Annotated in this window: 21 protein-coding genes; 7 read left to right on the top strand and 14 right to left on the bottom strand. The window is 42.5% G+C overall.

The features are described from left to right. Nucleotides 1-5: 5 nt before the first annotated feature. A complete protein-coding gene (locus MsAc7_RS00530; RefSeq protein ID WP_338102663.1) occupies nt 6-1139 on the bottom strand; it encodes a hypothetical protein in 1134 nt (377 codons plus the stop codon). 350 nt (nt 1140-1489) lie between these two features. After that, entirely contained in the window at nt 1490-2002 is a 513-nt protein-coding gene (locus tag MsAc7_RS00525; RefSeq protein WP_338102662.1) for a YqaA family protein, read from the bottom strand. 182 nt (nt 2003-2184) lie between these two features. Between MsAc7_RS00525 and larAH6 the strand changes: the two genes are divergently transcribed. Next, nucleotides 2185-3444 (top strand): nickel-dependent malate racemase, LarAH6 family, encoded by a 1260-nt coding sequence (gene larAH6, locus MsAc7_RS00520; protein WP_338102661.1) that lies wholly within the window; start codon nt 2185-2187, stop codon nt 3442-3444. Nucleotides 3445-3912: 468 nt separating this feature from the next. Here the strand turns inward: larAH6 and MsAc7_RS00515 are convergent, their stop codons facing one another. The 6 genes from MsAc7_RS00515 to hisI form a co-directional block, all read right to left on the bottom strand. Further along, the gene (locus tag MsAc7_RS00515) at nt 3913-4170 is read right to left on the bottom strand and encodes a hypothetical protein (RefSeq protein WP_338102660.1); all 258 of its coding nucleotides are present in this window, start codon (nt 4168-4170) and stop codon (nt 3913-3915) included. Nucleotides 4171-4344: 174 nt separating this feature from the next. Continuing rightward, complete coding sequence (gene afpA, locus MsAc7_RS00510; RefSeq protein ID WP_338102659.1) at nt 4345-4974, bottom strand: archaeoflavoprotein AfpA; 630 nt, start codon at nt 4972-4974, stop codon at nt 4345-4347. A gap of 470 nt (nt 4975-5444) precedes the next feature. After that, entirely contained in the window at nt 5445-5840 is a 396-nt protein-coding gene (locus MsAc7_RS00505) for an MreA family transcriptional regulator (RefSeq protein WP_338102658.1), read from the bottom strand. Nucleotides 5841-6620: 780 nt separating this feature from the next. Further along, the gene (locus MsAc7_RS00500; protein WP_338102657.1) at nt 6621-7433 is read right to left on the bottom strand and encodes a hypothetical protein; all 813 of its coding nucleotides are present in this window, start codon (nt 7431-7433) and stop codon (nt 6621-6623) included. Nucleotides 7434-7886: 453 nt separating this feature from the next. Continuing rightward, a complete protein-coding gene (locus MsAc7_RS00495; protein ID WP_338102656.1) occupies nt 7887-9992 on the bottom strand; it encodes a PINc/VapC family ATPase in 2106 nt (701 codons plus the stop codon). Between the two features lie 228 nt (nt 9993-10220). Beyond that, entirely contained in the window at nt 10221-10598 is a 378-nt protein-coding gene (gene hisI / locus MsAc7_RS00490; protein ID WP_338102655.1) for a phosphoribosyl-AMP cyclohydrolase, read from the bottom strand. Nucleotides 10599-10693: 95 nt separating this feature from the next. Between hisI and MsAc7_RS00485 the strand changes: the two genes are divergently transcribed. The 4 genes from MsAc7_RS00485 to MsAc7_RS00470 all read left to right on the top strand — a co-directional run bounded on the left by MsAc7_RS00485 (nt 10694) and on the right by MsAc7_RS00470 (nt 14448). Beyond that, on the top strand, nt 10694-11404 hold the full coding sequence (locus MsAc7_RS00485; RefSeq protein WP_338102654.1) for a hypothetical protein: 711 nt from the start codon (nt 10694-10696) through the stop codon (nt 11402-11404). A 195-nt stretch (nt 11405-11599) separates the two neighbouring features. Next, a complete protein-coding gene (locus MsAc7_RS00480) occupies nt 11600-12772 on the top strand; it encodes a methanogenesis marker 9 domain-containing protein (protein ID WP_338102653.1) in 1173 nt (390 codons plus the stop codon). Nucleotides 12773-12796: 24 nt separating this feature from the next. After that, a complete protein-coding gene (locus MsAc7_RS00475; RefSeq protein WP_338102652.1) occupies nt 12797-13807 on the top strand; it encodes a triphosphoribosyl-dephospho-CoA synthase in 1011 nt (336 codons plus the stop codon). Beyond that, complete coding sequence (locus tag MsAc7_RS00470) at nt 13804-14448, top strand: DUF447 domain-containing protein (RefSeq protein ID WP_338102651.1); 645 nt, start codon at nt 13804-13806, stop codon at nt 14446-14448. Before MsAc7_RS00475 ends, MsAc7_RS00470 begins: the two co-directional genes overlap by 4 nt. Nucleotides 14449-14875: 427 nt before the next feature. Here MsAc7_RS00470 and MsAc7_RS00465 read toward each other — a convergent pair whose 3' ends face one another. Both MsAc7_RS00465 and nifB read right to left on the bottom strand, forming a co-directional pair. Beyond that, complete coding sequence (locus MsAc7_RS00465) at nt 14876-15856, bottom strand: methanogenesis marker 2 protein (RefSeq protein WP_338103431.1); 981 nt, start codon at nt 15854-15856, stop codon at nt 14876-14878. A 163-nt stretch (nt 15857-16019) separates the two neighbouring features. Beyond that, nucleotides 16020-16979 (bottom strand): nitrogenase cofactor biosynthesis protein NifB, encoded by a 960-nt coding sequence (gene nifB / locus MsAc7_RS00460; protein ID WP_338103430.1) that lies wholly within the window; start codon nt 16977-16979, stop codon nt 16020-16022. Nucleotides 16980-17358: 379 nt separating this feature from the next. On the opposite strand from nifB, the gene MsAc7_RS00455 reads away from it, so the two are divergent. Beyond that, on the top strand, nt 17359-18522 hold the full coding sequence (locus MsAc7_RS00455) for an MBL fold metallo-hydrolase (protein WP_338102650.1): 1164 nt from the start codon (nt 17359-17361) through the stop codon (nt 18520-18522). A gap of 111 nt (nt 18523-18633) precedes the next feature. Continuing rightward, on the top strand, nt 18634-19323 hold the full coding sequence (locus MsAc7_RS00450) for an HAD family hydrolase (RefSeq protein WP_338102649.1): 690 nt from the start codon (nt 18634-18636) through the stop codon (nt 19321-19323). 81 nt (nt 19324-19404) lie between these two features. Here the strand turns inward: MsAc7_RS00450 and MsAc7_RS00445 are convergent, their stop codons facing one another. The 4 genes from MsAc7_RS00445 to MsAc7_RS00430 all read right to left on the bottom strand — a co-directional run bounded on the left by MsAc7_RS00445 (nt 19405) and on the right by MsAc7_RS00430 (nt 22819). After that, a complete protein-coding gene (locus MsAc7_RS00445; protein ID WP_338102648.1) occupies nt 19405-19563 on the bottom strand; it encodes a hypothetical protein in 159 nt (52 codons plus the stop codon). An 89-nt stretch (nt 19564-19652) separates the two neighbouring features. Then, entirely contained in the window at nt 19653-19958 is a 306-nt protein-coding gene (locus tag MsAc7_RS00440; RefSeq protein ID WP_338102647.1) for a hypothetical protein, read from the bottom strand. Between the two features lie 936 nt (nt 19959-20894). Continuing rightward, a complete protein-coding gene (locus MsAc7_RS00435) occupies nt 20895-21593 on the bottom strand; it encodes a TIGR00153 family protein (RefSeq protein ID WP_338102646.1) in 699 nt (232 codons plus the stop codon). Nucleotides 21594-21787: 194 nt separating this feature from the next. Further along, nucleotides 21788-22819 (bottom strand): inorganic phosphate transporter, encoded by a 1032-nt coding sequence (locus tag MsAc7_RS00430; protein WP_338102645.1) that lies wholly within the window; start codon nt 22817-22819, stop codon nt 21788-21790. Nucleotides 22820-22974 lie beyond the last annotated feature (155 nt).

Here is a 22974-nt window from a genome sequence, read left to right as displayed (position 1 = left end):
ATAAATCAGTCGCAGGAAATAATTTCAGAGTCGTCTTCGTCATTTGAAATGACGCGTTCCTTTCGCTCGGACGGGTCTTTTCTCGAAAACTTGGATTTCGGGCGTGGGACACTCTTTTCGGCGATGATGTACTCGCAATCTTTGTTGTAATCCACGTCGTCGTCATTCACTTTCCGCTTTACATTGCTTCCGATGATGTATTCGCCTTTCTCCGGACCACGCTCTTCGACTTGTTTTCGGGATGTCCCGACATAAACATATTGTTCGGGCGGATAACTCTGTTCGGGTGGTTTTTGTTTAATGGTTTCGACCGAAAAAAAACTTTGCGCCGGTGGATTTACCGCTGCCTGACCTGTTTTTGCCGGACTGAACGATTCAAACGGACCGGATTCCGGCGGAGTCTTTTTTAAAGAACCGACATCGACGACATCGTCCGGATTTCCGAAATAAAACGGGTCGTTTTTGGAGGGCGTTGCCCGGGCCGGTACAAACCGTTCCGAGTCAGCAACTGCTTTTTTGGCGGACGCCGGAACATATTCCTGATATTCCCAACCGTCCGGACGCCGGATCGGCGGATAAGTTTCTTCATAGCTTTTTTCGGGATAATGGGATGGCGGAACTTGAGCCGGCGGATAAGGCGGATAGGATGAAAAAGAGGAAGCCGGAACATAAGAAGCCGGATAAGAAGAGGGATAAGAAGAAGCGTTGGAATGAGAGGCAGGCGGAACGTAGCTGGGTGTATTGAAAGGATAAGGCACGGTTGGGTCTTGTGCCCGAGAATATGAATCGGAAACTGCAGCAGGAACGGATGAAACCGGTTGCGGATTTAATGTTTGCGGATTGCTTTTAAGACGCGCCAACTCTTTGGACAGGTTTGCCAGCGTCGTTTTCAAATCAACGATTTCACGCACGATTCCGTCTTGGGTGGTTGAAATTTCATGAAGTCGCTGCTCAATCAAACGGAGGCGGTCGTACGGAACGGTTTCCGGTTGAAGTTCTTCGCGGATTTCCAAGATAATAGACTCACGGGTTTGTTCGGAAAGTTCTTTGATATGTGAATCTAACTTTTCTTCAATATCATCATAAATTTTTTTCTCGATTTTCTCGGTTCCGTGGTACTTAACTTTTCCGTTCAACATATTCCTCATCATCGTTTCTTTGAATTTAGTGGCGTAGGTGTGTGATACTTTTTACTGATATGTTTTATGTTCTATATAAATCTATATATTCAATATGATGTAATATGATGAAGCTTCGCCTGAAATCTCAAATTTAGGTCCCTTTTCCAAAATATTCATATGTGTAAAAGATAACGTTTCAAGTGCACAAATCCGCGAAATAAAACATTGGAATAGACTATTGGAATAGACATCGGTTTTGTATATAAAATCTTCCGATACACATCGATTTTAAGATTAGAACTGACCGATTGACATGAGTTTCGATTAAATATTGAATGAAAAAACAGTCATAAAAATGGTTTTCCGGTTTACCGAAGAGTGTACATGAAAAAAAGCGTCGCTAAAAAGTAACGGACAAGCTTTCCTGAAAATACGAGAAGGGAAAACATTCCGAACCGGAACTTTAAAGCTCCGGAAACAAAAACAAGGGCATCTCCAAGAATCGGAACGGAAGACAAAAGAAGAGACCAAGCTCCGTATTTTTCAAAGAAATCCCCCGCCATTTTATACTTTTGCGGATCAATAATCGCAAAGCGGGTTGTGATTTTATGGATACCCCAATAACCCAGAACGTAAGTTGTGACGGAACCGAGATAACCGCCGATTGTCGCGGACAAAACAATTCCCCAAAAATTGGTCTCACCGCTGGCCACAAGCGCCGCCACCATCGCTTCCGGACCCAGCGGCAAAACTGTCGCCGCCAAAAAAGAAGTGACGAAAAGACTGATAAGTCCGTAATCATTTAAAAACGCCGTTGCCTGAGGAATAAATTCGGTGATGAACGAATATTTCGAAATGAATAAGAAAAGTTCGTCGCGCATTTTATCCCAACATAAATTAAAACAAATTATTGAAAAGGCGAGATGAAATAATATTGACTAATATATAAATAGTCCCGTTCGTTTTATGTAGCAAGAATCAATTTTTGATGCGTCATAAAAAATAAGAATAAACAATCGAAATAAAGGTCAAATTCATTCATCATCAAAAAAGGAACATAAAAATGACAACAAAAAACATTCAAGTGCCGTACGGCAGCACTCGCATCGATTTTGAGATTCCGGAATCCAACTTCATCGGATATGTCCTTCCGACGGATGAGGAAGAATCGACTGTTTCCTCCGACGAAATTGTCAAAAACGCATTGAAAAATCCGATCGGAACAAAACGCCTGTCCGAAATGGCCGAACCGTTTCAAAAAATTGCCGTGATTGTCAACGATGTCACGCGTCCGACGCCATCAAAATATTTGCTGCCGTTTGTCCTTGAAGAACTCAAAGCGGCCAATGTTCCGAATGAGAATATAACCATTTTTTTCGCACTCGGGCTTCACCGCGCGCAAACCAATGATGAAATACGGTACGCCGTCGGCGAAGAAGTTTTTCAAAATTTCAAATGCGTTCAACATGAAACCGGAACTTTTCCGGTCAAAACCCTTGGCAAGACCTCCCGCGGAACACCGATTGAAATATTTACCGACGTCTTAGACAATGATTTGATCGTCGGCATCGGCGAAATCGGATTTCACTATTATGCCGGCTACAGCGGCGGCGCCAAATCGGTTCTGCCGGGCGTCAGCTCCAAGGAATCGGTGATTGCCAACCACAAGTTAATGATTGAAAAAAATGCGGCATCCGGAAGAGTGGACAGCCCGGTGCGGCAGGATTTGGAAGAAGCCGTCAAAATTGTCGGTTTGGATTTTATCTTGAATGTGGTTTTGGACAGCCATAAAAACGTTGTCGCCGCTTTTGCGGGTGATTTTATTCAGGCTCACCGGGAAGGCGTCCAAGTGGTGGATAAAATGTACAAAATTGAAACCGAACCGGCCGACGCGGTCATTGTTTCTTGCGGCGGTTTTCCGAAGGATATTAATTTGTATCAGGCAAACAAGGCACTCGATAACGCGACGCAAGCCGTTATCGAAGGCGGCTCGATTGTTTTGGTGTCAGAATGCCGGGATGGGATCGGAAATGCCGTATATGACCGCTGGAATAAATGTTGCCCGACGCCGGACAACGCGATTTTAAAATTTAAAAACGAGTTTGAGTTTGGCGGCCACAAAGCTGCGACAACGGCTGCCGCGTCCAAAAGATTTAACCTTTATCTGGTGTCGTCCATGGCGCCGGAAAGCGTCAAAGAAGCATTTTTCACGCCCTGTAAAACCATTGGTGACGCCATTGAGATAATTCTTGAAAAAAATCCGGACGCCAAAATTCAAGTGATTCCGTACGGCGGTCAAACGCTACCGATGATGAAAAAGTGATTTTTCATTTTTTCAACCATGCTATTTTACGACTTTATTTTAACCTTCCCTTTTACTTCTTTTTTGACGGCAAGCGGCGCGCGCGTTACGGCAACATATTTTGAGCGTGTTTTTGAAAACCCGCTCTCGAAGTTATTTTTGTTCAAACAAGCCATTCTGAAAAACAGACGCATGTCGCGTCTGTTTATACCGGACACCACAGATGAGGCAACATCGGAAACAGGTAAAATGAAATCAAAATAGAAGACGGAAGATGCAAATGGAAAATAGAAAACAGAAGATGCAAACGGGAAATTAAAAAAACAAAATATAAAAAATAAAGAAGGAAAAATAGAAACCGTTTTTTTTGGAGAATAATACAAGAAACACAAGGTTGCAAATATTAGATTTATGTTCCCGGTTAATTTTGGAGAGTTATAAGGGAGAGAGTCGAAGATGAAATTATCGTTTAAACTTGATATGTTTAGATTAAGAGGTCATATAAATTCCGATTTCGGATTGGGCCGCGCATGAAGAATAAGTGATCTTACTCCTTCTGTCCTCAAACTGCTCATAGTAGCCGGCGCGTTCGACCAAGCCTTTGAAAAATTCATTGTCTTCCGAAAAGCGGATTTTTCCGCCCGTTTGTTCAATTGTTTCACAAAGGGATTTGTTTTCTTTGGTTTGGAAAGGTGTAAACACGAATTCTGTTGTTTCGATTTCTGTGGATGATTCTGTGGCGCTCATTTGAGATTTCCTCCTGTCGTCTTTCTAATCAGACAGTAAACTCAAAAAGACATTTATCCTTATTAAAAGAAAACGAAGCGGAGTGAAAGTATTAAAATAATAAAAACAAACCCGAGAGATAGACCCAAATCCCGAACAAAAACAAAAAAAGAAAGAGCAAAGGCTCTTTTTTAATTAAACCAATTTTTTAAGCATCTTCGCCGGGTTTTTAACAACGGTGATGCATTCCATTTTAGAAACTTTTTCGGCGTTTTTGACATCTATTTTCCGCATGGTCAGCGTGAATTCACGGCCATCCGGAGATTTGGTCTTTACTTTTCCGGCCTTGGCGTCAACCGCAAAAATATAAATCGGAATGTCACATTTAGCTGCCTGCGCCACGGCGTTCGTTAATAACGTGTCGGAGATACCGTGAGCGATTTTTGCCACCGTATTGGCAGTCGCCGGCGCGATGATGAGCGCATCATATTTTCGCATTTGCAAATCGCCGAGAATAAACGGAGAATTGGCCGATTTTTCGACATGCAGAGACGAAAACTCATTTTTAATGAGATCCAAATCTTTGTACCATTTGAGAACGGTTTCCCCTTCCTTGGAAACAAAAACATCCAGCGAATATCCGGCCTCTTTTAAATCCTTCATCACTTTGATGGTTTCATTTAACCGGTCGCCGGCACCTGTAATTCCCCAAGCCAACTTCATCGTTTTTCCGGATTTCATTTTAGCAGAATGATTGTTTTCAGATTTGCCCTTTGTTTGTTTTTCCAGACCGGTTTTCTCTTGACTGACTCGCCCGCTTGACATAATAGCCTCCCAGATTTGTGGATTAAAATTAATATATGAAACAAATATAAAATGAAAGTATATAAAAATAATGCTTCTTTAAGAAAGATGTTTGAACAACCCAAAACGAATCGGAAGAACGGAAGAACATAAAAACAAAAAAAACAAAAGATGGAAATAAAAAACAAATAAGATGCCAAATGCAAAAAATATGTAAAACGACCCCGGATATGTTTTTAAAAATGTAAAAAGGCGGCATGAAACGTAACTGATGAATAAGAAACGGATAACAGCTCCGCTTATTTATTAATTACTTCAAGCCCGTTTTCGACATTCAATTTTGAATTTTGCGTGACACAGTTTGCTGATACATTTTTTATATTATTTTGCGTTTATTGAAAGATAATGCTTTAAGATGCTTCTGACAAAATTTAATAAACTCCTACGAATTCTTCAAAAAATAAGAAACGGAAATTGATAACGAAATGTTTTTAATCCAAATCGTCTAAACCGTTATCCTTATCCTTAACCAGTTCTTTCAATCTTTCAACGCATTCTGTCCGCTCAGTGACCTCTTTTTTTGCATTTTTCTCAATAGTTTCGTAGATTTCCTCCTTAGAGATGAGGAGCCTGTAATACTTAATCGGCCGGCCTGCTTTTTTGGATTTGACTTCCGTAACGTTCACCCAGTTGCTCTCCTCCAAACATTTAATCGCGTTACTGACTTCCGGCTGTTTTAAACCGGTCAGCTGGCAGATCGTTGTGGAGGAAACACCCTCTTCGGTCGACAGGCATAAAAGCGTTTTTGAAACTGATTTTTTAATGTTCAGGTTTTTAAACATTTCAATTCTTTTGTCGTCCGTTTTTATTTTTTTGTATTTTTCCATTTTTTATTCATCCTATATATGATGTTAGTATTCATAAAAAACAGCATTTCAGCAAAATTCATAAAAATTGTTTTTTGAGTCCCTAATCACATTCTAACGTTTATATTATTTCCCATATTTTAAAGAGGTAATAATATAATTATAATATTAGAAAATCTCGAATATACTACTAAATCAGATAATTGTCAGACTGTGGGAAATACATTCAACAAAAATATTTTTTGCCGAATGACACCTTGAACTATTGAATAACAAAATCTGAAAAGCATAGGAGTTTTCCCGGACCGCTTTTGGATCAATTCATATTTTTGACATATTTCAAGTGGCTAAGCCATAAGCGTTTTTTAAAATAAACGCATCAAACATCAACTTTTGACTGTTTGCGGTTAAATATATTTTTCGAAATGCTGTTTAGAATACTTTTTAGTCGTTTTTAGAATACTTGTAGCCGTTTTATTGTTTTTAGTATTTGATGTTATTTAGTTTCGTTTTTGATTTGTATCAGTGCCTATTATTCATTTCTGAGTTTGGAAAGGCAATTCGCAAAATGTAACGTGAAATGTTTCATCCTATAAAAGCTCTGATTCAAAACCAAGACGGATGCCCTAAAATCAGAAAGCATATAAATCCGAAAGCGGCCGTTGAATCACAGTTTTGCATAAAATGAGAAAATTATAATTCAAAATTATAATTATTCAATTTGCGTTATAAATTCCATATTATTTAAAGATTGCTGTAAAGAAGAGATGGAAATCAGATTCCATCTCATCGTTTAAAAAATCAGTTCGAAGTTTTCGTATCTTTGATAATCGGCTTTGCCGTGGATTTGGCATTCACCGGCTTAACAGTTGATGCCGGTTTGGCAGCCGGTTTTGTTGCGGCCGGTTTGGCGGCAACTTTGGTTGCAGTCTTCGCAGCGGGTTTGGCGGCGGGCTTCGCAGCAGGTTTTACGGCGGGCTTTGCGGCCGGTTTTTTGGCGGCAACTTTGGTTGCAGTCTTCGCAGCGGGTTTTGCAGCGGGCTTTGCGGCCGGTTTTTTGGCGGCAGTTGTCTTTGCAGTTGGTTTTGCGGCAACTTTGGTCGTTGTCTTCACAGCGGGCTTTGCGGCAGATTTTGCCACCGGTTTTTTAGCGGCGGTTGTTTTTGCCGCAGTCTTTGCGGCCGGTTTTGCGGCAGTCTTGGCAACCACTTTGGTTGCGGGCTTTGCAGCCGGTTTGACAGCGGCTTTTGTTGTTGTTGTTGTTTTAGCTGTGGATTTTGCCACCGGTTTTTTGACAGCGGTTGTTTTCACGGCTGTGGTTTTAGAAGCGGTTTTGACGGCCGGTTTTTTGGCAGCTGTGGTTTTAGAAGCGGTTTTGGCGGCCGGTTTTGCGGCGGCTTTGGTTGCAGTTGTCTTAACAGCCGGTTTTTTGGCAGTGGTTGTTTTGGGAGCGGTCTTTGCAGCCGGCTTTGCTTTTGATTCATCAATCTTCTTAGAAATCGTTGTTTTGAGTCCGGTAATACCTTTTCCGGCCTTGTCGACAATTTTGCTCATTTTATCTTTGACATCTGCTTTCGCATCTTTCTTAGCTTTGCTTTTTCCATCAGTAACCATTTTAAATTTCTCCAAAAATCAGTTTTTTACAGTTTGTACCAGATTTTTTACAAATTTTATTTAGCTTCTTAACTATCCTAAAAAATGAAAGAACAATCAAATCCATTCCGCACAAAAATCTGTAAAAAAGATTTTGTTTTACAAAACCGATTCGATTGGGAAATATAATTTAATATTTGCAAACTTATTATTTATGTTAAATATATTTAAAATTTGCTTAAATTTTTGCCAATAAACGCATATTTTTCAAAAAATCTGAAAAATTAAAAAAGAAAAAACATGAAAAAAGCAAAAATCCGAAAAAACAAAAAAGAAACCCAACCCGACCGAAAAAATAGACCCGAAAAAAATAAAAAGCGAAAACAAGAGAGCAGGCAGATTCGGAAAATAAAAAAGAAATCAAAAAAGAAAACAAAAAAGGAAAATAAAAAGAAAACAAAAAAATATGACACATCAATCAGCGGATAACCGAACATCAACCAACTCGCCGTTTCTGAATCCGTTGCGGATTTTTGCGGCCAATTCGGAATCGGCCCGAAGTTTAATTTCGCCGGTGCGCCCAACCGTCGCGCTGAAAAGCATTCGCCCACCCATAAAAACATCAACATCTTCACCGGAAAGTTCCGGAACTTTTAAGATGAAATGCTTTTTCGTTTTTTCGAATATCGGAATGACATAATCATTTTCATCAACGTCATCAACATCATCCACGGTTTCATCTGTCCACTCCTCTAAAATATTGTCTTGTTTAAAACCACTCTCCGGCGAAAATCCCGATTCTTCATCAAAGGAAGAAGGACCAAATCGAGAGGAGTCATAAGGATGATAAGAAGAACTTATCGATTCGCCGAACATTGTTTTTTTAACGTTTCGCCGGTCCCGCATCGTTAATTCCCGGACATCGATTCGGATTCCAAGTTTGGATTCGATTTGATTAATCGTGTCCCCGCCCCGACCGATAACTTTTCTTTTATCGGAAAGTTTGACTTTGACCACCGCGCTTCTGTCGGAAATCATTTCCGCGTCAACGGGCCCTGAAACGTAACGGGCAATTTCAGATTTTATTTTGGATTCCATTCCATCCCACGACGGTTTTCGGACAGATTCATGATTTTGAGATGAAAGTGCCGCACCGACCGGCATCACCACAACCTGTTCGCCATAGGTGTAAATTTCATATTCAACCACTTTTGACGCCATATCGGAGACGACAATGACAGGTCTCGCCAAATCGGCCTCAAGCATGCCGCTTGGGACTTTGACGGTAAATTCAAGCGTATACACTTTGGCAATTTCACCCTTGTCAATGAAAATGACCGTGTCAACGACCTGCGGAATGATGCCGAGTTCCACCCGCCCGATCAGGCGCTGAACGGCGTCAATCGCGCGCGTCGCGTGGACAACTCCAATCATACCGACGCCGGCGAGCCTCATATCCGCAAACAACAGGAAATCTTTGGTTTTTCGGACCTCGTCGTAGATGGTGTAATCCGGACGAACCAGCAGCAACAAATCAGCCGTGTTTTCCATTTTGCCGTCTAATGGGGAATATTGAGTCACCTCGGCGGGCACCTGTAAATCGCGCGGCGATTCCATTGTTTTGACGACATTTCCGGCGGACAGCAAAAAGCGTGCGACTCCGGCTGCGAATGTGGATTTTCCCGCGCCCGGCGACCCGGCAATTAAGACGCCGCGTTGCTCCAAAATACGGTTTTTCAGTTCGTCGCTTGCCTTATATTTTTCAAAATCAACCGACGCGATCGGCCGGACAAGCGTGATTTCAGTATCGTCCGAAAACGGCGCGGATGTAATGGCAATCCGCATGTCCCGGATTTGAAGAACAAGAGCGCTCATCGGGTCATCCGACTCCATCTCAATGAAGGAATCCGAATCATGTTTGGCAAACTCAACCAATTCGGCCCGAATCTTGGAAAGTTCAGCGGCATCCGTGACCGCATCACGGATCGGAACGTATTTCATTTCACCAACGGAACCTTTTTTTGCCATCGGCAAACAATTGTTTTTCAAATGAACCGACATGGTGGTTTTATCAAAAAAGGACAAAACAGACAAATTGAAATAAGAATCGTACGAATCGTCGAATTTTTCATCTTCGCCGAGCCGCACGGCGGACGGAACAAAATCGACATAAAGACCGCGCGCAACGCCGACTGCCGCCTGTACTTTATCCGACGTCACGAAAAGGCCGCCGAATTCGATGGCGGTTTCCCGAATAAGCGCGTCCACCGCGCCGGAGGCGGCATCCGCGATACGGTGCCGTTCCGGGCGGCCTCCCGCAAACGTTAAACGAATTATCTCATCCGTATTCATTTCTTGAAGGATGACGATTTCGGAAAGCCCTAAAAAACCAATTTCTTTTCCGGAATTGGCCTGATGTTCAAGCTCCGAAAGCACCGCTTCCGGAATAACAACAGTCCGTTTTTTTTCCGAAGAATAGCGACCGGCAATGATGCCGCGCGATAAAACACCATCAATTACCGCACTGGTGTCAGCGACAATGATTTCACTCGTATATTTCTTGTGGGGGTCAAAACTCATATCAAATCCGGAAATCACATCCGATTTTGAATGAACGAGAGTTTTTGATTTCTGAGGGAATATTTTTTCGGATCTCATACCGGAAAATAAACTGTATTTCTATAATAAACCATTTGAAAGTCCATCACAACCCTTTGGAGAAAGAAAACAAAAGAAAAAGCAAAGAAAGAAAAAAGTGAAAGAAGAATAAAAATAAAGAGATGGAGGAAGTAAATCAAAAAAAATGTTTTAATAAACATCTTCGGCGTCAAAGACTTTTTGGCCGATCACTTTTCCGTCAATTTTCCGATAAAAGCAAGATTGGTAGCCGGTGTGGCAAGCCCCGCCGACTTGCTCAACCAAAAGCAAAACCGCATCTTCATCACAGTCAACCAAAACTTCTTTTACATATTGGTAATGGCCGGATGTTTCTCCCTTTTTCCAAAGAGACTTTCGGCTGCGGCTCCAATAATGAGCGATTTTTGTTTCCAGGGTCAGTTTGAGGGCTTCTTTGTTCATAAACGCAAACATGAGAACGTCGCCCGTCTTTTCATCCTGAACAATCGCCGGGATGAGCCCGTTTTCGAATTTTAAAGAATCAATCAAAGAGAGAGCAGAATCAGACATAGAAAATAAGGCTCTTGAAATAGTATATAAATATTCCGATTTTGAAAAAATCAGCAGCGTTATAAAGAAGAGAGCGTTTTTGGCTTTTGTGAAATATGACGGCAAAAGATTTCACAACCGGCATTCCCGAAATTGACCGCCTGACAGGGAGCAAAATAAAAGGCGGTTCGTTTCTGCTCTTTTACGGAAACGATGACGAAGGAATGGCATCTTTCTTGGCTCTGATTGAAAAATCGGGGAGGCAGGCTGAGAAAGAGGAAGAAAAACAAAAAAACCAAGAAAAACGAAAGAAAAATGAAAAAGGAAGCCGGCTTTTAAGAATTCACCCGTCCTCTTGGAAAGCCGGTAACCTTTTTCAGACCATTTTTGTTATTGAAAGCATCAGCGAATCGTTTTCAGAGTCAAATCCGGATGAAATTGTCCCCCAAATTCTTCGAATTTTAAATGATCTGAAACAAAATCAAAAGACAGATAAACAGGGTCAAGAGGCGGATAAACAAGATCGGAAATTTGGAAAACAAGCGCAAACCATTCAAGATCCGGACTCAATTCTAATCGGCTGCCTTTACGAGGGAGTTCTGCCGGTACCTATTGAAAACCGGCTGAAACATATTGCTGATTCATATTTCCATTTTGATATGAAAGAGAGAAGCGGCGACTTTGAGCGAACGCTTGCCGTTTACAAATACAAAACCGATGTTGAAGACGAGAAGGCGGAAGAGCCTGAGAAACTGAACGGAAAAATTTTCAGATATTTTTTAGACGGCGGCAAATTTCAAATTGAAAGCAAAAAAAGGATTTATTAATAAGATTGTTTATTCTCTCTTTTCTAAATCAAGTTTACATATTTCTCATTAAATTGATTTTTAAATTCGTTTTTAAATTCATTTTAATGTTTCTACGTTTCAATTATTTTATGATTGAGTCTCATTTTTGAATGGTTCTGAGAGCAAGATTGAGAGTAATAATTGAGAGCGAGAGTTATACAGAGAGGGAATTTTATGAGTTCATCAAAAACATTACCGCTTTTTGAGATCCGTGCCGGCGATATCCGGATTCAAAATCCGATTGCGCTGTCCGCCATGGCCGGAATCACCGACGGTGACTTTGCGAACAAAAACGCTAAAGGCGCCGGACTTGCCGTTATCGGCGCTTATAATTTGGATGATGTTTCCAACGCCGCCGCTCTTGAAGTTCAAAAACGCGGGCGTGACGAGTTTATCATTAAAACCGAGGATATTTTCCAAACGATTGAATCTGAAATTGATAAAATTAAAGCGGTTCAACCGGAAACAGCTGTTGCCGTCAGCGTTCGTTCCGCATCAATCGAACCGCTCGTAAAAGCCGCCGAACTGATGAAGAAGAAAAACGTGATCATGGAGCTTGACATTCACTGCCGTCAGCCTGAATTTACATCGCGGGGCCTTGGAGAAGGGCTTTTAAAAGACACACCGGCGCTTTTGGAAATGATTCGAAAAATAAAAGAAACCGGCGCCGTTTTGTCCGTTAAATTCCGGACAAGCTCTGTAAATCCGATATTGGCCGCAGAGTTTTTTGATGCGGCCGGCGCCGACGTCATTCATGCCGACGCCATGATTGAAGGAAAAGGCGGCGACTGCGACGCTGTCACAAAAATCAGAAACGTGACCCGAAAGCTGTTGATTGCCAACAATTCGGTGGACGATTTTGACAGCGCTTTGGATTATTTTTCGTCCGGCGCCGATATTGTGTCGGTTGCCCGCGCGGCGCGCGAAGATTCCGAATTGATCCCGCATCTGGCCAAAAGAATCGGCGAATATCAAGAAGAAGTCGGATGGTACAACACGCCCAAACATATCTGCAAACACGGCGACAATCGCGGTCTCGCCTTTTGCTGCCCGCCCGTGAAATATTGCCGCCTCTCCTCTAAAATTGAAGAAGTCGGATTTTCTCCGAAAGAGTTTACGGCATTAAAACTCGAATTTGCCCGCGGAACGCCGCTTGAGAAAGGCGATGGCACTTGTTTCGGAAGCTTGGTGTGGTGCTGCAAAGTCACAAAACCCTGCTATTTCAGAGACGGCGCCATGGAAAATATCAACCTTTCGGGCGATGAATACATGCGCCTGAAGCGGGAATTATCGGAAAAATTGCTGGACAAAATCGACGAAAAAAATACGTTGAAAGAAATGGAATAAAAACAGAAGAATCGGGGAGAGAAGATGTCTCAAGACATGGAAACTTTTTTTGAAGATATTGCCGTTTCGGCAAGCCTTGCAATGGCTCTTGAAGCGTCTTCGTACCCGAAACCGGGAAACGTTCACCGGCTGAAGGATTTTAAAAATACAAACTACGAACATTTTTTGGCGTCCGCCATCGCGACAGAATTTATTTTTAAAAAAGCGGCACAAGCGGGATCCGACCCAAAGATCGGAGAACTTCTTTGGGAAGCGGTGACCAAAAGCAAACAGCGCCAAACCGGTGGAAACACGCACTTTGGAACATTTCTCCTGATTCTGCCGCTGGCGGCAGCAGCCGGAATGACGGTGAAAAAGAATCCGACAAAAAAAAGAACGTCGGGCGATGTGGAAGAGATTTGTCAAAACGCTTTTGAGATTTGTCAAAAAACGGATGAAACCGACGCGTTCTGCTTCTACAAATCTTTTGAAAAACTAAACATTCCCGCAAAAAAAGAGATTGAAAGCGCCGATTTTGATTTATCCGACCCGACCGCCAAAAACAGAATCAAAACTCAACAAATCGGTCTTTTTGAATTAATGAAAAGCGCGGCCAAGAGGGATATGATTGCCAAAGAATGGGCAACCGGTTTTGAATTGACCAACCGGTTTTCCGACCGGCTTTTTGAAAACAACGCTTATTTTTTGAAAAACCCGGACAAACAATTTAAAAACGCATTGAACAGCGCAATCGTCCTAACCTTTTTGGAATTTATGGCGGAATTTCCGGATACATTTATCGAAACGAAATTTGATGAAAAGACCGCCGAACGCATTCAAAAAAAGGCGAAAGAAATCATTGATTCAAGTTCTAAAAGTGCACCGGAAAAAGAAATCGGAAACAAAACCGGAAACCGGATTGATTTAAACCGCCTGATTCCGAAAATAAATGAACTGGACGACGAATTGCACGCCAAAAAGATAAATCCGGGATCTTTGGCCGATATTGCGGCGGCCGGTATTTTCTTAGCGCTTTTCCGGGGGTTGACATTTTGAAAGAAACAGCAAAAAACCTGGAACTGATGAGTCAATTCGGCATCCATGAAGGAATTTCGGAAATCATTGCCGCCACCCGGAACGTCTCCGAGAAAAAAGAAGACACATGTTTGTTTAACGCGGCACCGATTGGGATTATTTGGAAAAACGACAAAATGTTTTTGCGGCTTTTTCCGGGAACGCAAACCTACGAAAATCTGATGCGGGAAGAATACTTTACGGCCAACGTCACAACGGATTCCGTTTTATATGTCAATTCCACGTTTTATGATTTGGATGACAGTGAATTTTCAACGTTGGACTTTTCCGGAACAATCGTCCCCGCACTGAAAGGCACTGACCGCTATGTGGTTTTCCGTTGCGTCAACCGGCTATTGGCTCAGGGGTCCATGATTATTGATATTGAGCCGGTCGGTTTTAAAATTCAAACAGAAAATGTCGGATTTTTGCCCAACCGCGGTTTTTACTCCGTGATTGAAATTTGCGTTCATTTGACACGCTACGAAAAAACAAAAGATCCGGCGTATATTGAATTGATAAAACACCATTGGAGTTTGGTTCAGCGTTGCGGACGCAAAAGAGACAAGGAAGCTTTGTCGATTTTGAAAAGACGATTGAGCGGATTTGATACGGATTGTTAAATAGAGATCCGGTCAATTTGCTTCTGATTTTAAATTGATTTGTTTGTTTTTGAAATGGTGGATTGCACCTACTGTTTTCAATTCAGATTGTACCTACTGTTTTCAATTCAGATTGCACCTGCCGTTTACAATTCCAATTGCACCGACCGTTTACAGTTCAGATTGCATCTGCTGGTTACTGTTCCAATTGCACCTGCCGTTTACAATTCCAATTGTACCGCCGTCTGCAGTTCAGATTGCATCTGCTACTGCTGTACCCAATTCACTTCATCGAAATCTGAAAAATCAAACGCAAAGCGTTTGATTTTTCGGGGAGGTTTGCCGGATTCAAAAAGAAAATGACCTCCTGTTTTTTCATGATGAAAAATGAAAATGTGCCGCCATAACGCGCGCATATGCCGCCGCCCAAAATGGAAAAAAGGAAAAATTATTTTTTGCAAATGCCGGTAATGCCTTCTTCTTCAAAATCAAAAACGGTGGCCGTATTTTTGCCGGCAAAAATATCAAGCGTCCGCTCTTTTTTGATTTCACCGACGACGGCCGCTTCTATTCCGCCGCTCTTGAGAATCCGAATGCATTCGCTCGCGTTTTTTGGTTGCGCCGTCAAAACAAATCCGGTTCCGGGATGCATCAAAAGCCAGCGTTCAAATGAAACGTCAACATCCGGAAGCGGGATTTTTGTTAAATCCACCGCGGCGCCGACGCGGCTTGTTTCGATAAGCATTCCGAGCGTTCCGATAACACCGGGATTGCTGATGTCTTTTCCGGCGGTCGCCAATCTTTGTTTGGCAATTTGCTGCGGCGCCTCATACATCTTCCGAATGGTTGCCGGGTCCTTAAACGATAACGATTCAAAACTGTACGGCGAATTCGGACCGGTCCGCCCGTCCATGTCCGCCGCAAAAATAACAACATCTCCGGGACTTGCCGTGTCGCTTCGAATCAATTCGTCTTTTTTGGCAATACCGATAATGGCCACCGATAAAGATGCCGTCCCTTCCGGATGTGTGTGCCCGCCGACCACCGGAACGCCGAATTTTTTAACACCTTCCGCCATTCCGCTAAAAATCTCGGCAAAATCTTCACATCTTGACGATGAGACAACATCCACCATCGCCAGCGGTTTTCCGCCCATCGCAACGATGTCGTTGACATTCGCCAGAACCGACGTAAAACCGGCCCACCAGGGGCTTTTCTCAATGAGACGACCCCAAATGCCGTCCGCGGCAAATAAAATAACATCTCCGCCGCCAATGTCAATCGCCGCCGCATCGTCGCCGAAATCAACAACGCAATCGCCGTACATGTCGGAAACGGATTCAAAAATGGCGGCAATATCAGCAATCGGCCTTTTGCGGGAAACCCCTTCAAAAGAACGAATTTTACCGGCCAACGCCTCAACATCCAAATGTCCAAAATCAACTTTATGACCCTGTTTTTCCAAAAAAGACACACTCCCTATTGTTTGGCATTTGACCGGCGAGATGAATTAAATGAATGAACAATAAACAAATATAAAAAATAAACAAATTAAACAAATGAATGAAAGAGAATTGACAACTCATTCTCTTTTATTTCTTTTGCTTCACGGCGTCTTTGGTTTTTTTGCCGCTTTCCACTTTCGGCTCCAAAGTGACATCTCCCGACAAATCAATTAACCGTGGCGAGCGCCCTTCTTTAGAAGCAGTCCGGAATTCGTCGCCGCGCACCTTACTGATTTGTGACAAATCATTTCCGATCAACCCGTAAGCATCGGAGCGGCACTGCCGGCAATGCTTCATCTGTTTGACGTACGGCAAACATTTGTTTTGAATCGCGCTTCGTTCCTCTTCCGTTGGCGGACGACGGTCTTCAAACCTCGCTTGATTGATAAGCGGCATAATATTCATAATGTAAACACCCATTTCACTCAGCCGCTTTGCCATTTTCGGAGTATGTTCATCATTGATACCCGGAATCAGAACCGTATTGATTTTAACGGCAAGGCCGGAATCAACCGCCTTTTGAATGCCTGAGAGTTGTTTTTCAATCAAAAGTTCGGCGGCCTCACGCCCATGATAGTGCTTTTTTTGATAGACGACATGGTCCACAATTTGCATTTGAATATCCGGATCCATCGCATTCATAGTGACCGTCAATGTTTCAACATTTGATTTTTGAAGGTCGTCGAACCGGTCGGCAAGCAGAAGTCCGTTTGTGCTGACGCAAAGTGTCAAATCCGGATATTTATCCCGAATCAAACGAAATGTTTCAAAAGTTTCTTCATTCGCGAGTGGGTCACCCGGCCCCGCAATTCCGATAACATGAATAAACGGATGTTCTTTTAAGATTTGGTCGGTGCGAAAGAGCGCCTCCTTTGGCGTTAAGACTTCGCTGGCCACGCCCGGACGGCTTTCATTCACGCAATCAAATTTCCGGTCGCAATAGTTGCACTGAATATTGCATTTTGGCGCCACCGCCAAATGCAAGCGCCCGAATTTATGCTGCGCTTCGCCCGAATAACACGGATGCTCCGAAATTTTTCGCCGCATCTCATTGCTGAGATCGTTTTTCTTATTTTCCACAAAGTCCACCTCGCTTTTTGAAAATAATAATGCTTAATATACGCCATGAGATTTAACATCATGGATTTGAAGCTGAAATGATCAAATAGTTATTAAAATAAACTTTACTTAATAGTAATTATTACCATTAATATTTACTGATGATAAAAATACAACAATTTGTACATTCCTGTTTGAAACAAAGATATGAATGTTTAAATACCAGTATAAATACTATATTGAACCATCAACGTGACAAATATTAATATATTCGATGACTTATATTAATTCTCTCGAATTAAAATTATCGTTTAAAATTATCAGTTCTATGTTTTCTATTTTATTCAGGTTTATTCAGGTGTTATTATTGTCCATCAGACATATGTCAAATCCGGATTTGCCGATCATTAAAGAAGGATGGAAAGGCAACCCGATGGTTAAAAATTCATTTGTTAATGAAGATAAACCGTCCGACATGAACATGATCGAATTCATGAAGTGGCGGCTTTACAAAAATCCGCAGAAACAGGAAAAAAAGGAAGATACGTTTAAAGTCGGCTTCGTCAAAAATGAATCGTTTCCCGAGTCCGAAAATGATATGATCATTTGGCTTGGACACGCGTCTTTTTTCATCCGGTTAGGCGGCGTCACATTTCTGACCGACCCGTCTTATTTCAGTTTTCCCTTCCGGACTCGGAAAGTTCCGGTTCCGTGCAGCATCGACCGATTTAAGAATGTGGATTATGTCGTTGTGTCCCATATGCATCATGACCACGCGGATATGCGCTCGCTGCGAAAAATATTCAAAGACAATGATAAGACGGAAGCATTGGTACCTTTACGCGGCGGCATGTACATGAAACATTTTACCAAAAGATATCAGGAAGCCGGATGGTATCAGCAATACAATACCAAACCGGAAGTGGAAGTTTTCTTTTTGCCCACGTTTCATTGGTCCCGCCTTCATGTTTTTGACAACAACAAAACCCTTTGGGGCAGCTTTTTAATCCGTGCCAACGGGAAAACAATTTATTTCGGCGGCGACACGGCCTTTGGCAACCATTTTTCGGAAATCGCCAAACTGTTTCCGGAAATCGATTACGCGATTATGCCGGTCGGCGGTTACAAACCCCGGTCCATTATGAAAGTCGCGCACATCGCGCCCGACGAAGCCGCGCAAGCCGCCGCGATCATGAATACGAAACATTTTATCCCGATGCATTACGGGACTTATCCGATCGGTCAAGAACCCAGCGGGGAACCGATTCGTGAAATCAAAAGAATGGAAAGCGAAGGGGAAATGATAGGCTGCGTCAACTGCCTGAGTGTCGGCGAAGAATTTCTCATTGACAGCGAAAACGGTGAGCAGATCACTTTTGCCGCTTGCGGCGAAGCGGCAAGTCCCGCAAACGGATACGATTGCGTTCGAGAATATTTGACAAAAGAAACACCGGAATTTGGAGCCGGTGTTGAAGAAGTATCCGGCGTTAGGAATCCGGAGCTGCCTGTTGACGAAATGGTTGCCAAATGAAAACAAAGAAAATCATAAAAAAATAGAAGTAAAAGAATAGAAAAGTTTAACAACAACAGTTCGTCATATTCATGAATATATTTTGTAAAAATAATTTTTGAGAGATTATTAATGGAGCAAGAAATTAATTGTGTTTTTTCAGACATGGATAATACGTTATTTGATTTTTATCACGCCAAATTGGAGGCCTGCTCAGCTGTTGTAAACAACATCGGAGCCGGTGACCCCGAAGAAATGCTTTCTTACTTTTTGCGCGGCATTTACGGGTTTGAAAATTTGGAAAATATTGAAGATTACCTGCGGGAGAAATACGTGTTTTCCGACGACCTTTTTTCGGATTGCTGTCAAATTTACGAGGAAACGAAAATCGATAACATCTTACTTTATGACGGCGTCGCCGAAACCATTGAGTCTCTCAAAAAAATGGAGTGCGCTTTTGTCGTTGTGACGGACGCAAACACGGAAAATGCAACCAAACGGCTCAGAAAAGCCGGGATTTACGATTTGGTGGACGGCATTTTCGCACACGACATGTCCGGCAAGAAAAAACCGGATTTGGGCGTCTTTGAGTACGCTCTGAATAAAACCAGCCGACAGGCCAACGAATCTATTTTCATCGGCGACAGTTTGCGCCGCGACATCGCGCCGGCCAAAAAAATCGGAATGCTGACGGCGTATGCCGCCTATGGCGACCGGAATACGCACGAGCGGGAATTTCGCTTCAATCCGGACTATCGCTTGAACAACATTTCCGAAATGGTTGACATTGTTCAGTCCAAAAAAAGCCGGAGACCAATTTAAAGCTAAAAAGAAGAAGAAAAAAAATGAAAAACAAAGAAAAGACACATTTCCGAAATTGGAAATCATCTTTTTATTTTAAAATTATTCGACACTTTCCGGTTCCGGAGCCGGTTCGTCTTCCGGCAAATCTTTCTTGTCAAACCATTGGCCGCAGCTTTGGCAGTAGAAACAGTCGGTGATTTCTTCGTTAAGCGCCAATTTCTGGCAGTTCGGGCATCTTTTCGGTAATACTTTGGGCATAATTAATCCTCTCTAGATAATGGTTTTAGTTTACGGAATGATTTGAATTTTTTAAATATATGAAATGATTGACATTTTGATGGGCTAATTTATCCTTGTTCAATCCAAGCCCGGATTTCCCGTCTCATGAACTCTTCGGCTTCCGTGACGCGGTCAAGAGGGCCGCGAAGCGCAATAACGGTTGTTTGGGCGACTTCCGGTTCATGAATGGTGATGACGCGTTCCGTGACCTCCAGCTCAAAGATTTCAACCATGTCCATAATAATCGACATCGGGGCTCCCATCGGAACCACCAAGTCGTAAAGATCTTCGAGTTCTTCGTCAACCCCTTCTTCCAACATCATTTCATGATATTTCCGATTGATTAAATCCTGAAGCGACAACACTTTTGGCATATTATTTCCTCAAATAATTGAATGAGAATGGAGAGTAAATGTATTCATCTTATTAAAAAGAGTTGTCGGATATTTCATAAAAAAGAAAAGGTAAAGTGAAAAACTCCCAACATTTATTCCAAAAAAAACCGTTCAAAAACATTTTTTTCAATACAAGCAAACCGCCCCGCGAATTCTACCGCAAAAATTCCTCGCTACGCTCGGAATTTTTCAAAGGGCGGGGGGAGTCTGTTTCCAAAAAGTTCGCTGCGCGAACGGCTCCCTTCGGTCGCTGAAAATATATGGTCAAATTATTACGAACCAAGCAAACCGCCCCGCAAATTCTACCGCAAAAATTCCTCGCTGCGCTCGGAATTTTTCAAAGGGCGGGGGGAGTCTGTTTCCAAAAAGTTCGCTGCGCGAACGGCTCCCTTCGGTCGCTGAAAATATATGGTCAAATTATTACGAACCAAGCAAACCGTCCCGCAAAATCAAACGCTTTGCGTTTGTATTTTGCGGATTACCATAAACAAATGCATTTCGGTAGGCTATTTGCAGATTCGGATTGCACTTGCTGTTGACAGTTTCAGATTGCATCTGCCGTTTAATGTTCCAATTGCACCCGCTGCTGACAGTTTCAGATTGAACCTACCGTTTACGGTTCCAATTGCACCTGCTGCTGACAGTTTCAGATTGCACCTACTGTTTACAGTTTCAGGTTGCATCTGCCGCCGCTGTACCCAATCTTTCGAATGAAATCCGATTCAATCAGACGCGAAGCGCGTCTGATTGAATCGGGATGGTTTGCTTGAAATTTAAAAAAAGTCAATGGACATTCTTTTTTTCAAAAACCGCCGGTTGTTTTTCACGGCTCAAAAAGAAAATGTGTCGCCATACCGCGCGCGCCGTCGCTCACAAATGAAAAAAAAGAAAAAGAGAAAGATTAAGAAAATAAAATCACGATTTACCGATTTTTTTGGCTAAAATCCGTCTCAAGTAATCAGATGCGCTGGCTGCTTTATCGGCAATCGTGGCCAATGATTTCGCCAAGTGGGACAAATGGTAGACGCCGGCGCCGCCGATTTCATTTTCATATTTGAAAATTTCCCGAAGAATTTTCGTTTCGCAGACATCCGTTTCATGTTCTAACTTCTCAACCGCCGGAATCAAACCGATGACTTTGAGAACTTCCGTTTTGTTGTAAGAAGTCGAATCCAACGTTTTCAAGTCGTGGATAACGCAACCGTATGCGTTAATGCAATCCACCGTCTTTAACATTAATTTTTTAAAATCCTCTTTCACTTGGTCCGGAAGATTGGCTCCCCGGCGCAGCGCCATCCAATTGGCTGCGTCTTGGGCATTGTTGGCAATCGAATCCTGAGACTTTAAAAAGTTAAGAAGCGCCGTCGTATCCAATTGAATAACCACGGAAGACGGAAGCTCTGTCCGGAATTTTTGTTTGATTTTGTCAGCTTCGTGTTCCAATTCATCAATTTGATGACACAGGCGTTCAACTTCCGCGTCATTTCCGTCCAAATAAGCGTCCATCATCTGAGAAAGCGCTTCAACGGACTCAATGCCTTTTGAGGCATGGTCAACCAACGGAACCAACGGGGAATCGACAAAAATATCCAAAACCGAACGCATGAAAGGCATATTTACCACCGATTTGTCAAACAAACTAGAATTCAAATGAAATCAAGAAATTGAATAAACATTTATCAAATTTTAATTATAAGTTAAACTCTATGATTTAAAGGACTTGTTCATATAAAAATCAAATCAATCAAAAAATCATCTTTTGCAAGATGATTTGATGCTGATGTTTGACGTGATTTCCCGCGAAATTCTTACAGGAAAAAGAGCGCCAGAATATAGAAGATGATCCCGGACGTCAAGGCCGAAACCGGAACGGTGACAATCCAAGACAGGCCGATACTTTTGAGCACTTTCAGATTGATTCCGGAAAGACCGCCCGCCAAACCGACACCGATGACAGCGCCAACCAAAATGTGCGTGGTTGAAATCGGAAGCCCGACAAAACTGTGCGCCAAAACAACGGCAGCTGTCGCGAATTGAGCGGAAAAACCACGCGTCGGCGTTAGTTCCGTAATTTTGTTGCCGACCGTATCAATCACCTTGTACCCCCATGTGGCCAACCCGACAACGATTCCAAGACCGCCGAGCAGCAAAAGCGCGTTCATTAAGTTGAAAGAATAAGGACCGTACATGTTGTAAACGGCATAAAGCGGACCAATTGCGTTGGCAACGTCATTGGATCCGTGGGAAAACGCAACGAAACAAGCCGTAACCACTTGAAGAAAAATAAATTTTTTCTCAATACCCGGAACATCCTCCGTTTTGACCAGGAATTTTTTCCGGACAACATAGAAAATAATATAGGCAATCACACCGCCGAGAAGAGGAGACAAGAGCCAGCTGGCTACAATGCCAACCATAACGCCCCAATGAATATCGGAAAATGCGATAATTCCATAAATCGCGCAGACAATTCCAAAACCTAAAACAGAACCGACAATCGAATGCGTGGTTGAAACCGGTAAATTATAAACTGTTGCCAAAGTAATCCAAAAACCGGCCGCCAAAATCGCGCCAAGCATACCCACCGCGACAATATCCGGACTGACAGCGATAATAGAATCCAAAGGCACAATGCCCTTGGCAATTGTATCCGTTACTTCTCCCCCGAATAGCAAAGCACCGGTCAATTCGAAAAAAGACGCGATAATAATAACTTGTTTAATCGTCAACGCTTTTGACCCGACGGATGTTCCCATCGCGTTTGCCAAATCATTGGCCCCGATATTCCATGCCATATAAAAGCCGGCAAGAGCGAGCGCTATACCCAATATAAGATCCATAAATTAACCCAACCAAATAAAAATAAAAGATAAATAAAATACAGACTGACCTGCTGAATTTGAAGATGTGGTAATCGTCGGGATAGGTTATATAACTTATTTACATAAAATATATACAATATATATTTTTATTATTCGAGTGGTCAGAAATAAAG

It is taken from the genome of Methanolapillus millepedarum (assembly GCF_032594115.1).
GTDB classification, from domain to species: Archaea; Halobacteriota; Methanosarcinia; order Methanosarcinales; family Methanosarcinaceae; genus Methanolapillus; species Methanolapillus millepedarum.
Note: the sequence above shows the minus strand (reverse complement) of the source record. Positions and strands in the feature narration are given on the sequence as shown.